Here is a 14,153-nt window from a genome sequence, read left to right on the forward strand (position 1 = left end):
CATCATCCTTCGCTCGAACCCGCCCGAACAGGGCGGGTTTTTCGTAGGTGGACATCCGGTTTCGAGCTGTTGCCGCGAGGGGCTTGCTTGCGTTCTTCGATCCAGGCTTCCACTTCGGCCAGGTCCCACACGACGCAACGAGGCGTCAGGTTGAAGCGACGTGGGAATTCGCCGCGGCGCTCCATCTCGTAGATCGTCGTTTCGGCCAAGGGCACGATCTGCCGCAGTTCCTGGCGGCGGATCGTGCGGCGAAATGGCAAAACGCCGGACTTCGGAAACTGTGGGAGTTCCCCATAGGCGGCCGAGCCGGGCAGCGGCACGGCTACGGGGTTCGTGGATTCCTGGGCTCCGCCCATGGCGACGGTGACGGTTTCTCCAATCCATTTCGAGGATTACAGCGGCATCCAGTTCGAGCGCCTTGTCTTTGCGTACCATGTACGTGCTGGTTGGCGCGATCTGATTTGGCACGGTCAATCGGGCGGTGACCAAGGGCGGGACATCACGGGTATTGAACCGTTCGATGACCAGCCTGCCCGCAAGACCATCATCCAATGCGCGAACCGGGACGCGCTGACATTGGCAAAAGCCAAAGGCGACATGACCAAAGCGGTCAAGGCCGCAGGCGGGACACCCGATGCCTTCAAATTTGTGTCTCGGGGCGCTGTTTCGGACACGAGCCGAGGCCGGATCGAGCAAGCCGCAGCGTCCCTCGGTGTTGCCCGTGTGACGATCTGGTCAGGTGTGGAGTTCGAGGAAAATCTGCGGATTCGCGCTGAGTACCTGCTGCAGCGTTTTGTCCAAGGCATCGAATTTCCCGACGCCGAGACGGACATCCGCAAATTCGTTGACGACTTCCCCGATCTATCGGATACCGATGCACTGCAACTGATGGCGGCCGTATTCGATCGGCCTGCATTTCGCACGCCGTTTCAGCAAGAAAGCTCGCTGCCGGCCTTCCAGCAGGCGATCGAAGACACCATCGGCGCACTTAACACCGGTGTATGGCGAACGCGCGAGGGGGATGAGATCAGGCGTATCCCTTCGATCCACCATCTTCGAGATCAACGGATCCAAGCGGTTCTGGCAAAAATGGTTCGTCAGGTTGATGAACTGCGTCGCATCTTCGTCAATCGACTCAAGGGAGGGGAGATCAGGCACTGCGGATGTGGACGGCCAGATTGCCCCACATACATGCTCACAGACCGCGTTGCCGAAGAATTGGATGAAGCCAGAGAGGAAATTCTGACGACATTTCGATCGGTGTACATGTCCTTCAATGTGAGCCTTCGATAAGCGAGCACGGCAATGGCATTGTCCGAAGATCAAATTCAATATCTCGGCCTTCATCCGCCTGGTCAATGACCGCGACTTGCTCGATATCGACGCTAACGAACGATCCATCACCTTTCGCTTCGCGATGTATCTCCAGCAGTATTTTCCTGATTGGACCGTAGACTGCGAATACAACCGGGATGGCGTCGAACCGAAGAGGCTTGGACATCTGGAGCTATACCCGGACAGTGAAGATGATGAGGCCAAAACCGTATTCCCAGATGTGATCGTTCATCGACGACAAACGAAAAAGAACCATCTGGTCTTGGAGTTCAAGAAGTCAACGAGCCGCGTTGACCGACAGATCGACCTTCGGAAACTTCGTGGATACAGGCAGCAGCTTGGCTACGACTATGCCCTGTTTGTGGAGGTTGGGACTGGGGGGCAAGCGATTATCACTGCGCTTGAATGGGCCTAGACGCGAACGAGAAAAATTTATGACACGTATTCCACCGTTCAGCTCGCAGCCCGGACTTAACTCCGGGGTAAGCAGGTGCCGTGGTCAATGTCTGTAAGCAATAGAACTCGATGCCGATGCGGCGCAAATTGGCCGCATCGGCATCGAGCATCGCTGAATCAGCAATGAGTCATGGATTGATGGATCCTCGCTGGATGGAGGATCGCGCCGAGTCGCCTGACCAAGTCGCCCACGGAAGATCGCCCGGCGCAGGTTTGTTTAGCGAAATACCAGGACTGGAATCTGGCTGTGCGTCAGCACCTTCTGCGTTTCGCTACCCAGCAGCAGACCCGAGAGACCACTTCTGCCGTGCGAGGCCATGAAAATGACGTCGCATTCCAGTTCGTTTGCCATGGCGATGATCCCACGGTACGGCGCCGCGCTGACCGAGATCGCGCCCTGGCAAGGCACGCCGGCTTGCGCAGCCGCCTGCTCGATCTTCGACAACTCGGCCTGGGCCTCGTCCTTGACGCGCTTCTCGAAGACCGACCGCTTCTCGTGCCCGGCATCGCTGGAGCTCACGAAGGGGTACTCCGGCACACACATATAAGGCGTCAGGCGCGCTCCGTTGGTACGCGCGAACGAGATGGCGGCCGTAACGGCCTTCTGGGACAGCTCGGTGCCGTCCACCGGCAGCAATACATGCTTGAACATTGGTTTTCTCCGGATGACCGTATCAGGCCGCGCCCGATTTGCGCAGGATCGCGTAGAGCTGGTCTTTCAATAGTAGTTTCTGCTTCTTGAGCTGTTCAAGAGATGTGTGTGTGGTGGGAATGATGCCGGCCTCCCGGTTCCTGATCTCCTGATCCAGGTCGTTGTGCCGGTGGAAGAGCCGTGCAAAGTGGGCATCGGTCGTCTTCAGTTGCGATATCGTCTCGCGGTACTCGGGGTTCATGCACCCTCCTCTCGATGAAAAGCCGGTGATTGCTCCAGTGTTACAGGCGACGCCCAGCATGGCATTGATGCCGCGCAGTTCATTGACTGTCAGTGCATCGAATCGGCGGCCGGCCGGCGCCGGGACGCCTTCGCATTTGCCGTTTCTATGTATGGGGAAGCGACCCGTCAGTCTCCGCGTGTGCTCAGTGAGGCGCACGCGCGAGCACGAGAATCTATTTCTGGCGGGCAGGGGTGCTTCACACTGCCGGCACGTGCAATTCCATCGAGAATGCCCCCGCTGTCGCCCTACGCACCGTCAAACACATTCTCTCCGTGCAAGGCGCGTTAAATAAAGGGCCAGCAGCACAAGTAAGTTGCCAGTGCCGATGAGCGCAGCCTGTTGATCCGCGACAGGCTCATCAGTTCGACTGTCCCGATTCCCTGCCGAAAGTCCAACAGCGTCGCCTTGGCGATCAATTGGGTGCGCACGATGAGTTCGTGATATTGCAGCCATAGTCTCGCCAGCCCCATTCCGGCGGCCGAGGCAATCTGACGCCAATTTACAGGTCGAGCCAGCTTCGCTGCCACATACGACCGCGCTACAACGATGTCAACTCGTCAATGACCACGGACTTCGTTCTGGACGCACTTGAACATGCGCCTTACGCTCCCCAGCCCCGCAAATGATGGACTCTTACCCATCAATCCGACAGGAGTTCTCAGGGCGCATTCAACCGGTCGTCGCAACACCTTCATTGCCAGGAGTTTTGATGGTCCGGCGCCCTGCGCTATTCGAAGGCAATGGAGGTCGACCGCCTAGTTCTATCTAAAGGCACTGCCGCATAGTTTTGGGTGGTCACAAAGTCTTCAGACAGCGACCGGCCGATATGAACGTGTGCTGCGCTAATCGAAACGTCAGGCCCGACTTCATAACGCGCACCGTCGACCTCGGCGTTGATCACGTTCCGCGTACGGAAAACCCCACCACCGTGTGACGTGAGGGACGACGTGGCCGATAGCGGCGCGAGGGAGGGAAACATGTTGGTTCCGATGTCGGAGCCAAGCGGGAATGCAGACTTCGTGTTGCCATATCCGACGTCGATTGCGACGGTCGAGACTTTCATTGCTGCTCCTTGCTGATTCGTCAGTGGGAAGGGCGCCGACGTGTCACTTGTCCGACTATGAGCGAGCAAGTGGGACTGCGTCCCACGTAGCCGGAGTTATCTGTCGCATGGCGACGAAGAGAACTGGGACGCGGCGGGGCATCGTCTAAATTGCTCGGCTCATGCCGGACTCATTGGCATATCGACGTGACCTACTCTACCGGCCAAAGCCACAAGTCAAATCTCAGAAAGCTCGCGAGTTTGCGTAGCTTTTCGAGGCGAGTGATGGAATTTGTGGTTTATGCAGATGTGCCGCGCGTCTGGCGGCGAGGTCGATGCGTCGGGGACGCGGTACGTGCTCAAAGCCCGCACAATGCCGCGGCATTTTTTTTCAATCGGCTCAGGCAAATACTGGCCCACACTGAGGACCCCGGACACCGCGATACCAATTGGCTTTGCGGGCTGTTTAGGAGAATTGGTCGCACTGAGGACATGTGCAAACCGGACACCGGACACATAAAACGCCTCGCCCCCACTTCCATTGCCCAGCTGCAAGACGCGGGGTATGCGAACGCTGGACCCGATACACGGCGGTTCAGATGTCGCTACCTGACGGGCAGGAAGTAGGTTGCAACAGTCAACCGGACGCTCCAGAACCCTATCGAAACGGCATGCGCGGCCGTGACAAGAACAGCGCAACAAGAGTTACGCGGGCGGCGTAGTGCGGTGCTTGCACCGGACTGCGTTCATGCTGGATAGCGGTTTGTCCCGCGACCGAGTAGCCCGGCAGGCTGCATGCGTATCAGCGCGGCAGCTTTGCAGGGACAGTCATGCACGTTTCTTCCACGTGAGGGCTTGGCTTCTGGCATGGCGGCGCCGGTATCGCAGCGTGCAGGTACGGAGCGGCGTTGCTGCGGGCGTGGGCGGTTCGCGACACGGTACGCAAGCACGGCGACGCCCACACTAAGCAGGCGTCAAGAGGCGGGCAAATAGTGCCGAAATCGACCGGGACGCATGTGTCACAAAGTGGCTTTCCCGCGTCGAGACCAAGGCGCTTGAAGAAGCGTGCTTCCTGGACGAAGATCCGTGTGCGCTCGCCGCCCCCTGCTCCTTGCGCGTTCTTGCCTTTGTCCTCTCCGACCACGGCAAATCCGACACCCTCCTACACCGGAGATCGATTGTATTAACTAGGCTTCCGGTATGTAGACCTTTGGGGTCGGTGCGAAGGAGTGAATGATGGGTGCCAGCCTCGCAGATGTGGTCTTAGTGGATCGGTACATCAAGGAGGTGCGCGCGAGCCTGCAAGCGCAGGCTGTATTTGTTGCGCGTTTGGACTTGGAGGGCGCAGATTCATTTCTCGCCGCACGGGACCTCGACAATTTGTCGCTGGCGCTGCAGGCACTTGAATTTCGAAAACATCAGCTCGTTTTGGTGCTTAAGAAAGCCTCAGTGACGACGAAGCGATCTGCCGACTCGCAGCCGACAGACGGTGTTCCGCCGTCGGGAATGTAAGCACGTCTGGTCTATACGTGGCTTAGGTGCACCAGACAGACGGCCTCATGCGCGTACGGTGGCTTCAGTATCAACCAGTTGAGTTGGTGCTGAGTACGCTACGCGCCAGCGTGCTGCGTTTGTGGATAGACGAATTTCAGTTGGTCGCGAGGACCCTGGATTCGAGGGCGCTTGTCGCAATTGGGATAGTGCTCCCGGATCCTCAGATCGCCTGCAACTCTGGGAGAAGGCGATCGAACTCCTGCTTGACGACCGAGAAGCACTCGCACACGCGAGCTTCCAGGCCAGGCCCGGTCCAGTACATCGATACACCCGTGGTGATAACGAATCAGGCCCGCCTCCTGCAATTTCAGCGCTGGAGTGATGCCGGTTACAGACGGCGGTCTGCGCCATCTGTGTAATCAGTGCCTGTGTATAGCGAAGGAGCAGCCGTTGAATGGCCCGCCACGGTTGAATTCCGCTTTCATTGCCGCACGGTCGAGCATGAAGCCTGCTCCCGCACTCTGCACGATCGCACGGCTCGGCATGGTTTCTCCACCCATGAAGATGGCGATTCCGACGACGCCTTCATTTCCTACGATGGCGATCTCGGCCGACGAGCCGTTTTCCATGACGTAGAGCAACGACACGATCGACGTGGTGGGGAAAACAGCATAGTACAGGCGGTCGCCGGACTCATAGATGGCGCGCCCCAGCGGAAGATCAACGGGCACAAGTTGCGCCGCTAGGCGAGACCATTCTGCTTCTGGCAGAACGGACAAGAGATGATTCCCTTGCGGAACATCCAAGGGCAGCATATCTCGCTTACTTCGTGCAATCTTGCGTTCCGATGGCGAAACGCAAACAGATCAATGACGGCTAAGCATCGCATTCCAATATATACCGCTGCACAAACGGGAGGCGGAGCAAACGCCATTCGTGCGGCACGAAGTGGCTGAACGAATTCTTCCAATACGCAAAATAGGCAGAACCTGCACGATAGCGTACCGACAAGTCTCCGCCCAGCTCCTATCGTGACTGCGCCGATTCCGTCCTGCGAGCGTGCGTGGAAGGTGAGTACTGAACACCGACGTCGCCGCGTGCGCAGGGAATATGGAGGCTACATGTATAACCGGCACACAGGTCACAGCGTGATTCTCTTTCCGATCGGATGGCGGTTGGTGCTCTGCAGATCATCCCGATGCGCGTGCCTGGGCATGGAGCGCCACCCTGCAACCGCAATAGCACCCCGGGGTCACAGCCTTTACTGCCATGGAAGAATTCGCAATAAGTTCAACGCACTACCTCTCGATAGCTCGGGCTACCACGCTGTAGTTAATATGCAATAGGCAATAGCGCACATTTTTACTATTTCATTATGTTCGGCCGAACACAAACTATGCTTAATTGAATAAGAGTTGCGGCGCCCTTCCTGGGGGAAGGATAGACAAGCGATCGCAAACAACCGCCAGCAAACGCACCGGCAAAACTTTCCTTTTGCAACTGGGGGGGAGGCGCGGATATGCGTAAGAAAGTGCTGGCTGTATTCGGAACCCGTCCTGAAGCCATCAAGATGGCACCGCTGATCCATCAGCTCAGGGATTCCGCAAATTTTGACCTGCGGGTCTGCGTCACCGGCCAGCACCGGCAGATGCTCGACCAGGTACTGCGGCTCTTCGCGATCGTCCCGGACTTCGACCTGAACGTCATCAGTCACGGGCAGAGCCTGTCGGACATTACTACGCGTGTGCTTTCGGGCGTTCACTCAGTGCTGGACCGGTTCCTGCCGGATGCCATGCTGGTGCACGGCGACACCACTACCACGCTGGCCGCCACGCTCGCGGCGTTCTATCGCAATGTCGCCATCGGCCACGTCGAAGCGGGACTGCGGACCGGCAACCTCAGCGCCCCCTGGCCCGAAGAAATGAACCGGCGCGTGACCGACATGATGGCGTCCTGGCATTTCGCGCCAACTCAGCAGGCAAAGGAAGCGTTGCTGCGCGAGGGCGTCGCTCCGAGCCGCATCAGCGTGACGGGCAACACTGGCATCGATGCCCTTATACGGGTAAAGGCCCGGATGGACGGGGATGCGCAGATGCGGTGCCAACTGAGCGCCCAGTATCCGTTCCTGGACGAGTCGCGCAGGATGGTGCTGGTGACCGGCCACCGGCGCGAGAACTTCGGTACCCCATTCGAGCGCCTGTTCACCGCGCTGCGCGCGCTGGCGGACCGCAATCCGGATATCCAGATCGTCTACCCGGTGCATCTCAACCCGCAAGTGCAGGATCCGGTGCAGGCAATCCTGAGCGGACACCCGAACATCCACCTGATCGCGCCCCAGGACTACTTGCCCTTTGTGTTCCTGATGTCGCGCGCCTACCTGATCGTCACCGATTCCGGCGGCATCCAGGAGGAGGCGCCGGCCCTGGGCAAGCCGGTCCTGGTTACGCGGGAAACCACCGAGCGGCCGGAAGCCGTGGCAGCCGGTACCGCGCGGCTGGTGGGTACCGACCCGGAACGCCTCATCGCGGCGGCGGAGCAGTTGCTGAACGACCCCGAGGAGTACGCCTGCATGTCGTGCGCCCACAACCCGTTCGGCGACGGCCGCGCGAGCGAGCGCATTGTCATTGCCCTGCAGGGGGCGCGCCCGGGCACGTATGGGGAGTGCGGCGATGAGTCGGCCGATGCCGGCGTCGTCAGTCTGTAGTGCAGGACCAGACAAGCGAAATCAGCGGCTCAGCGACTGCGCGTCAGTCTGGCCGCTTATCAAGCAGGAGCAAAAAGCAATGAAGCTCTCACGTATTGCAGCAATGGCAACCGCGGTTGCTGTCGCAGGCGCCCTGGCGTCGGCGCCCACTGGTGCCGCATTGACCGGGGAAGCGGCAGCGGCGGTGGCGGGTGCCCCGCTCTATCTCCCCGCGAGTCCCGCGGATCCCGGGGGGTTGGCGGGCTATGACCATAGCGTCCAACTCGACTTTGTGTATGAGGCCGACGACAAGGGCAAGAACAAAGCGAAAGTGGACAAGATCAAGAGCAAGAAGCCGAAAAAGGTCAAAGCCGGACCCAAAGTGAAGGCGGGGACGTACACGCTCGCACCGGCACCGGCGGCCGAACCGGACTGACGCTCGTTCAAGCCCATGCACGCTTACGTGCGTTCACGCGTCGCGGCGGTTTTTCCCGCGAGCGCAGTTTGACATTCATCGTGTTGGGAGAAGACTATGTCCAACAAGCTCCAATCACTCCTGCGGCGAACGAGCCTGTTGGCGCTACAGGCGCTCCTTGTGCTCTTCGCGCTGGCCATCACTTTGCCGGTCACGCACGCCGCCACCAACCAGATCGCGCTGCTGGTGCCCGACAGCCTTGCCCTTCCCGATCCTCGCGTCTCGGCCTGGCTGGACGCCGCACAGGAAGAAGGCCTGAAGATCACCGTCATCAACGACACGCAGTTCCAGCAGGGCACAACTCCGGCACAGTTTCCCGGCGTGATCCTGCCAGACCAGGTCCATGCGAACGCCAGCGATGCGCTGATCACAGCGCTCGAGACGTATGCGAACAATGGTGGGCAACTGATGCTGGTGTATGACTTCGGCGCACTGACCACCACGGGGTTCTATGCGCAGCCCAAGAGCCGGCTCAGCAACCTTGCCGGCGTCGACTACGTGCTCTATGACCAACTGGGCGGCAACATGATCGGTGTGGGACCCATCACCGCGCTGGGCTCCACGCTCAGGACCCTACAGGTGCCACCGGGCAAGTCCATGGTGTGGGACGCGTCGACCGCTGACCCCGTGGAAGGCATCTCCGGCTATGTCTATGGCTTCCTGATCTATCCGAGCTTCGTGACACAGGGAACCTATTCGGGCAGCGCCCTGATTACCTCCCCGAACTTCGGGCTGGTGGCGGGGCTGCGCAATTTCGGCTCCGGCCGGGTGTTATTCGTCAACCTGCCGCTGTCGTACCTGAAAGGCCAGACGGACGGCATGCCGATGCATGGCTTTCTGCGCTACTTCGGCGGCAACCTGATGAAGATGGCGCGGCTCTCCGCACAGCCGAAGGCGCGTGGAGGGCTGGTGCTGAACTGGCACTTCTGCGCCGGCGACCAGATTGCGCCCGCGAACACGCTCAAGGGCTGGGGCACCTTCAGCAATGGCCCGTTCTCCGTTTCCATCACCGCGGGACCAGACCAGATCTCCTTCGGCGACGGCAAGGGCATCAACCTGTCGGGGAATACAGCGGCCCAGCAAGTTGTGCAGTACCTGCTGTCCAAGGGGCACAGAGTCGGCAGTCATGGCGGCTGGATCCACGATTACTGGGGCGCCAATGCCAGCGAGTCCAATCAGGCCACCTTTGAGCAGTACCTGGTGCTGAACAAGCAAAGCGTCGAAGGTGTCACCGCGCAGCCGGCCGTCGAATACGCAGCGCCGGAAGGCAATACGCCGCAATGGTCGGTCAACTGGCTGGAAAGCAACGGCAACGACGGTTACTACTTCCTCGGCCATACGGGAATGGCGCCGACGCGTAGCTATCGCAATGGCGTGCTGTCGAACAACACCATCCGCGCCTTTCCGGTGATGCCATTCGGCCAGTATGCGACGTTCGAAGAGTTCGATGAGTTCAACGTTCCCGCGGCCGATATCATCGCCTGGTACCGGCAACTGATCGACTTCGTGGTGAAGAACCGCACCGGCCGGCTGATCTACATGCATCCACTTGGCGCAGTCGATTACCCAACGGTTCTGAACGCCCTGTTCAACAAGGCCGCAAACCTCAAGGCAAGCGGGCAGTTCAACTGGTACACGATGGATACGCTGGCGCAGTTCAGCCAGCGCCGGGATCAGACCACCTGGCAGGCCACCGATACGGGCAACGCATGGTCGTTCCAGGCCAGCCACCCGACCGACCTGACCGACATGGCCTGGGTCCTGCCGCGCTCCGGATATGCCCAGCCGGTAGTTACGCAGGGACTCGCCACGGTGACATGGGATTCGGCCAACTGGATCGTGACATCGCAAGGAGGCACCTCGCTGGCATTCGCAGCCGGCAAGCGTTGAGGCGCAGGGGCTGGCTGGGGGAGCACGGCCAGACTCCATGATGAAAGACATAGGAGATCATTGAGCATGCGCCTGGCGTATCGCCTATTCCTCACGCTGAGCGGGCTGCTGGTCTTCAGCATGTCCGCGCCCGAAACGAAGGCCACGGAAACTCCTGTGAGGGGAGAGGCCTTCGCCCGCGGAGCCTTGGCCCCGGAAGCCGCCCCCAAACCGCTGCCAAAATCCGTGAAGCTTGCTGCGGCCGAGCCCGGCAGCACCGCAATGGATGTTGCGATGGCAACGCCGGACACACTGGAAGGCGATGGCCGGCCTGAGCCGGCGCTGCGCCCGCGCCCCTGGCGCAAGCCTGCGCCGCTGGCGGCGCCCCTGCACGAAGATGTGAAGGTGATCGTGCCGCCGATGACGGTCATGTTGTTGTTGATTGTCGGTCTGGTGATTTTCTATGCCATTCGCCACTACCTGTTCACGCTAAACCGGCTGTTCGGACGGCAACGCCACCCTTACCTGGACATCGACATCGCAGACTGGCCCACCCTGACCGTCCTGATCGCGGCGCACAACGAAGAGGCGGTGATCGCCGGTTCGCTGACGTGCCTCCTACACGCGGACTATCCCGTCGACCGCCTTACCATCATGCCTGTCAACGACCGCTCGAGCGACCACACGCGCGAGATCATCGACGATTTCGTGCAGCGGTATCCGGGGCGCATCACCCCGTTCCACCGCACCGGCGGCAAGCCCGGCAAGGCCGCCGCGCTCAAGGATGCGAGCGATTCCATCGCCAGCGACATCGTTGTCGTCTTCGATGCCGACTACCTGCCACCGGTCGGCCTGCTCAAGCAACTGGTGGCCCCCTTCTTCGATCCCGAGGTCGGCGCGACCATGGGCCGCGTGGTGCCGATGAACCTGGGTAGCAACCTGCTGACGCGGCTGCTCGACCTCGAACGCTCCGGTGGCTACCAGGTGGACCAGCAGGCTCGCATGAACCTGAACCTGGTGCCGCAGTATGGCGGCACCGTCGGCGGCATTAGGATGCGGGCGCTGCGCTGCGCTGGCGGCTGGCACGACGATGTGCTGGCCGAAGACACCGACCTGACCTACCGGCTGCTGCTGGCCGACTGGAAGACGATCTACCAGAACTGGTCGGAGTGCTATGAAGAGGTGCCCGAAACCTGGCCCGTACGGGTGCGGCAGATCATGCGCTGGACCAAGGGCCACAACCAGGCGCTCTATCGCCACGGCTGGAAGATGGCAGCGTGCCGGCACCACGGGCTGTTGGAGAAGATCGACGGTGTGGCACTGCTCGGCATCTACATGATGGCGCCGCTGATGCTGTTCGGCTGGATGCTGGCAATCCTGCTGTTCTATGCCGGTGGCCTGCCGCTGTTTGGTGAAGCCGTGATCCTGTTCGCGCTGATGTCTTACGGGACGCTCGGGAACTTCGCCGCGTTCTTCGAGATCGCGGCCGCCGTACACCTGGACGGCACCCGCGAACGCATCCGCCTGCTGCCAATGAATTACTTCGGCTTCCTTGTCAGCATGCTGGCCGTGTCGCGCGCCATCTTCAGCCAGGTCGTCTTCGATCATCTGCTCCGCCGCGAACTGCGGTGGGACAAGACAACGCGTTATCGACAGGGGAAATGAGCGTGTGGCCCTTGCTGCTAGGCACTCTCACCATGCTGGTCTTCGCGCTGCCGCTGCTGCCGTCAGTGCTTGAGTGGCGGCGCCGGCGCGACATCCGCCCACTGGCGATCGATGGCGAACACACGCTGGACGTTAAGGCCGTGGCCGCGAGCTTTCGGGCGATGATCGAGCGGCGGGACGAGGGCTGTGGCCAGCGTGGCTTGGCGCACCCGGTCAGCAACCTGGGGCCCGTTGTCCACGTGACGGGCACGTTCGTGCCGCGAGCGGCCGAGGCGTTCATGGGCGTCTGCGCGCGCACCATCGTCACCAGCGGATCGTTGGTGCTTCCGGACAGCCACACGTTTTCCGGGTCCATCTACGGCCGGCGCGGTATCTCCACGGGCCGGCGCAATCGCATGCAGGTGCTGCTGTCGGAAGGCGAAATCCTGATGCGCAGCGGCAGCGAACTTCAGCGGTGGGCGCACGCGCGCACTATCCACGTCGAGCCACAGGGCCGCTTGCGCGGACCGGCTTCAGCCCTGTACGCCATCCGCCTGGAAGACGAGTGTGAGTTCACCTCGGTCAGCGCCCCGGTGATCAGGTTCGGTCCGCGTCACCTTGGTGCGCCACCCGACATGGACGCCACCGCACCGCCCGGGGGAGACTGGGCCCATGCGGTCATCGCTCCGAGCGAAGCCGCCGACGGTCGCTGGGTGGTCACGCACGATCTGACATATCCCGCCCACACCCTGTACCGCGGCGACCTTGTCGTGCATGGCGACTTGTGGATCGGCACTGGGGCACGCATTATCGGCAGCGTCAAGGCAAGCGGCAGCATCTGGCTGGGCGCACGGGTGCGAATCGATGGGGCGCTGATTGCCGCGGGCGCCATGTCCGTGGCCCGCGAATGCGTCATCGCGGGGCCGGTGGCTGCCGAGCGCGAGATCGACGTCGGGGCGCGCTGTACGATCGGCGCGGCGGACAAATGCACTACCCTGGTGGCGCCGGTGCTTCACGTTTGCGCCGGCACGGTGGTCTATGGCGCGGCATGCGCCCCGGAGGAAGGAAGGGTCGTGTCCGATGGCCATGTGACCCACGCACAAGTCCCTTGCATACCATGAAAATCTTGCTCACGCTGCTCCTCGTGATTGTCACCTACGTCCCCCAGCCGGCGGGCGCTGCCGAGCTTGTGCTGACCGACTACCAGCGTCCCGACGGGGCCATCACGACCTACTTCAATGGCGACTCGATCGATCCCTACTTTGCAGCAAAGGCACTGCTGGCCGCGCAGGATGCGGGCATGACCACGAGTACCGCCGCAACCAGCTGGATCGCATGGCTGCTTGCGCGCCAGCACGCGGACGGCCGCTTCGACCGCTACTGCATGAAGGGCCAGCGCTTTGTCTCCTGCCAGGAGGCTGACGCCGACGACGCGCTGATGGCGGCCTGGATGGAGCTGCTGGTCCGCTCCGCGCCGCCTAAGGGCATGCCTCCCGCGTGGAAGGCCAGCTTCGACAAGGCCAGCCGGCAATTGGACACACTGCGCGACCCAAACTCCGGCGTCTACCTGATCTCTGCCAAGCTCCCTGTGGCCCTACTAATGGACAACGTGGAGGTCTCAAGCGCCTTCAAGGCTGCCGGCAACTATCGCCAGCGCCAGGGAGACGCCGCAGGCGCCGCCGGCTGGATGCGCAAGGCCGAAGAACTCGACAAGGCCATCCTGCGTGTGTTCTGGCGCCCCGGCAAGGGCTACCTCGTCAGCACCCAGCCACGCGACGAGTCGGCGTTCTACCCGGATGCCGTGGCGCAGATCTTCCCCATCCTGGCCGATATCCGGCCCGCCGGCCGGCCCCATACGGCGGCCTACTACTTGTGGATGAAGGAGAACCGCATGGCGTGGCTGCAGATGTCCGAAGCCGATTTCCCTTGGGGCCTGGTGGCCCTGGTGGCCGACAAGATGGGGGACAAGGATTCGATTGCATGCTGGCGCATGCGATCCATCCAGTTCCGGCATGGCAAACACTGGAATGTCCTGGAGGAAGCGCTGTACCTGGCATTCGAGGCACGCTTGACCCCGGAGCAGGCGCTGGCACCGCCTTCGCCGGGCATGCGGTGTCGCTGATTTACATCACGTTCATGCATAACGCGCCCTCTCCGTCCTTTCCATTATCGACTGCTCATGGCATAGCAGTGTATGGTTCTACAGCAGCTTGCGGGCCG

At 61.1% G+C, this 14,153-nt stretch carries 13 protein-coding genes and 2 pseudogenes; 10 read left to right on the forward strand and 5 right to left on the reverse strand.

The window, feature by feature from the left end:
• Positions 1–2 precede the first annotated feature (2 nt).
• Positions 3–356 (reverse strand): helix-turn-helix transcriptional regulator, encoded by a 354-nt coding sequence (locus tag AC1DOX_RS20810; RefSeq protein ID WP_441620317.1) that lies wholly within the window; start codon positions 354–356, stop codon positions 3–5.
• Here AC1DOX_RS20810 and AC1DOX_RS20815 point away from each other — a divergent pair.
• Together AC1DOX_RS20815 and AC1DOX_RS20820 are read left to right on the forward strand one after the other, a co-directional pair.
• Positions 355–1,293 (forward strand): hypothetical protein, encoded by a 939-nt coding sequence (locus tag AC1DOX_RS20815; RefSeq protein WP_441620319.1) that lies wholly within the window; start codon positions 355–357, stop codon positions 1,291–1,293. The genes AC1DOX_RS20810 and AC1DOX_RS20815 overlap by 2 nt on opposite strands.
• 76 nt (positions 1,294–1,369) lie before the next feature.
• The gene (locus AC1DOX_RS20820; protein WP_441620321.1) at positions 1,370–1,750 is read left to right on the forward strand and encodes a hypothetical protein; all 381 of its coding nucleotides are present in this window, start codon (positions 1,370–1,372) and stop codon (positions 1,748–1,750) included.
• 258 nt (positions 1,751–2,008) lie between these two features.
• On the opposite strand, the gene AC1DOX_RS20825 is transcribed toward AC1DOX_RS20820, so the two are convergent.
• Positions 2,009–2,443 carry a universal stress protein gene (locus tag AC1DOX_RS20825; protein WP_441620323.1) on the reverse strand — a complete coding sequence of 145 codons (435 nt, stop codon included), beginning with the start codon at positions 2,441–2,443 and terminating at the stop codon, positions 2,009–2,011.
• A gap of 22 nt (positions 2,444–2,465) precedes the next feature.
• Positions 2,466–2,684 (reverse strand): HP1242/YdcH family protein, encoded by a 219-nt coding sequence (locus AC1DOX_RS20830; RefSeq protein ID WP_441620325.1) that lies wholly within the window; start codon positions 2,682–2,684, stop codon positions 2,466–2,468.
• 590 nt (positions 2,685–3,274) lie between these two features.
• On the opposite strand from AC1DOX_RS20830, the pseudogene AC1DOX_RS20835 reads away from it, so the two are divergent.
• Positions 3,275–3,418: pseudogene (locus AC1DOX_RS20835) on the forward strand (IS3 family transposase); the annotation flags it as partial.
• A 35-nt stretch (positions 3,419–3,453) separates the two neighbouring features.
• Here AC1DOX_RS20835 and AC1DOX_RS20840 read toward each other — a convergent pair.
• Positions 3,454–3,789 (reverse strand): ParM/StbA family protein, encoded by a 336-nt coding sequence (locus AC1DOX_RS20840; RefSeq protein ID WP_441620327.1) that lies wholly within the window; start codon positions 3,787–3,789, stop codon positions 3,454–3,456.
• 1,215 nt (positions 3,790–5,004) lie between these two features.
• Between AC1DOX_RS20840 and AC1DOX_RS20845 the strand changes: the two genes are divergently transcribed.
• The gene (locus tag AC1DOX_RS20845) at positions 5,005–5,280 is read left to right on the forward strand and encodes a hypothetical protein (RefSeq protein ID WP_477101494.1); all 276 of its coding nucleotides are present in this window, start codon (positions 5,005–5,007) and stop codon (positions 5,278–5,280) included.
• A gap of 202 nt (positions 5,281–5,482) precedes the next feature.
• On the opposite strand, the pseudogene AC1DOX_RS20850 reads toward AC1DOX_RS20845, so the two are convergent.
• Positions 5,483–6,077, reverse strand: a pseudogene (locus AC1DOX_RS20850) (Crp/Fnr family transcriptional regulator).
• Between the two features lie 704 nt (positions 6,078–6,781).
• On the opposite strand from AC1DOX_RS20850, the gene wecB reads away from it, so the two are divergent.
• From wecB to AC1DOX_RS20880, 6 genes are all read left to right on the forward strand, one after another.
• Entirely contained in the window at positions 6,782–7,966 is a 1,185-nt protein-coding gene (wecB, locus tag AC1DOX_RS20855) for a non-hydrolyzing UDP-N-acetylglucosamine 2-epimerase (RefSeq protein ID WP_441620331.1), read from the forward strand.
• Between the two features lie 79 nt (positions 7,967–8,045).
• Positions 8,046–8,381, forward strand: a complete 336-nt coding sequence (locus tag AC1DOX_RS20860) for a hypothetical protein (RefSeq protein WP_441620333.1) — start codon at positions 8,046–8,048, stop codon at positions 8,379–8,381.
• A 96-nt stretch (positions 8,382–8,477) separates the two neighbouring features.
• Positions 8,478–10,310 (forward strand): polysaccharide deacetylase family protein, encoded by a 1,833-nt coding sequence (locus AC1DOX_RS20865; RefSeq protein WP_441620335.1) that lies wholly within the window; start codon positions 8,478–8,480, stop codon positions 10,308–10,310.
• Between the two features lie 66 nt (positions 10,311–10,376).
• A complete protein-coding gene (locus AC1DOX_RS20870) occupies positions 10,377–11,954 on the forward strand; it encodes a glycosyltransferase family 2 protein (protein ID WP_441620391.1) in 1,578 nt (525 codons plus the stop codon).
• On the forward strand, positions 11,951–13,054 hold the full coding sequence (locus AC1DOX_RS20875) for a hypothetical protein (protein ID WP_441620337.1): 1,104 nt from the start codon (positions 11,951–11,953) through the stop codon (positions 13,052–13,054). Before AC1DOX_RS20870 ends, AC1DOX_RS20875 begins: the two co-directional genes overlap by 4 nt.
• Complete coding sequence (locus tag AC1DOX_RS20880; protein WP_441620339.1) at positions 13,051–14,055, forward strand: hypothetical protein; 1,005 nt, start codon at positions 13,051–13,053, stop codon at positions 14,053–14,055. The genes AC1DOX_RS20875 and AC1DOX_RS20880 overlap by 4 nt, the downstream gene beginning before the upstream one ends.
• Positions 14,056–14,153 lie beyond the last annotated feature (98 nt).

It is taken from the genome of Cupriavidus sp. 01L415, assembly GCF_056400065.1.

What these genes read in the sequence shown, in the direction of transcription:
- AC1DOX_RS20845 (WP_477101494.1), top strand. Translation starts at nt 5,005, where the DNA reads ATGGGTGCCAGCCTCGCAGATGTGGTCTTAGTGGATCGGTACATCAAG.
- AC1DOX_RS20825 (WP_441620323.1), bottom strand. Translation starts at nt 2,443, where the DNA reads ATGTTCAAGCATGTATTGCTGCCGGTGGACGGCACCGAGCTGTCCCAG.
- AC1DOX_RS20865 (WP_441620335.1), top strand. Translation starts at nt 8,478, where the DNA reads ATGTCCAACAAGCTCCAATCACTCCTGCGGCGAACGAGCCTGTTGGCG.
- AC1DOX_RS20860 (WP_441620333.1), top strand. Translation starts at nt 8,046, where the DNA reads ATGAAGCTCTCACGTATTGCAGCAATGGCAACCGCGGTTGCTGTCGCA.
- AC1DOX_RS20840 (WP_441620327.1), bottom strand. Translation starts at nt 3,789, where the DNA reads ATGAAAGTCTCGACCGTCGCAATCGACGTCGGATATGGCAACACGAAG.
- AC1DOX_RS20880 (WP_441620339.1), top strand. Translation starts at nt 13,051, where the DNA reads ATGAAAATCTTGCTCACGCTGCTCCTCGTGATTGTCACCTACGTCCCC.
- AC1DOX_RS20815 (WP_441620319.1), top strand. Translation starts at nt 355, where the DNA reads ATGGCGACGGTGACGGTTTCTCCAATCCATTTCGAGGATTACAGCGGC.
- AC1DOX_RS20875 (WP_441620337.1), top strand. Translation starts at nt 11,951, where the DNA reads ATGAGCGTGTGGCCCTTGCTGCTAGGCACTCTCACCATGCTGGTCTTC.
- AC1DOX_RS20810 (WP_441620317.1), bottom strand. Translation starts at nt 356, where the DNA reads ATGGGCGGAGCCCAGGAATCCACGAACCCCGTAGCCGTGCCGCTGCCC.
- AC1DOX_RS20870 (WP_441620391.1), top strand. Translation starts at nt 10,377, where the DNA reads ATGCGCCTGGCGTATCGCCTATTCCTCACGCTGAGCGGGCTGCTGGTC.
- wecB (WP_441620331.1), top strand. Translation starts at nt 6,782, where the DNA reads ATGCGTAAGAAAGTGCTGGCTGTATTCGGAACCCGTCCTGAAGCCATC.
- AC1DOX_RS20830 (WP_441620325.1), bottom strand. Translation starts at nt 2,684, where the DNA reads ATGAACCCCGAGTACCGCGAGACGATATCGCAACTGAAGACGACCGAT.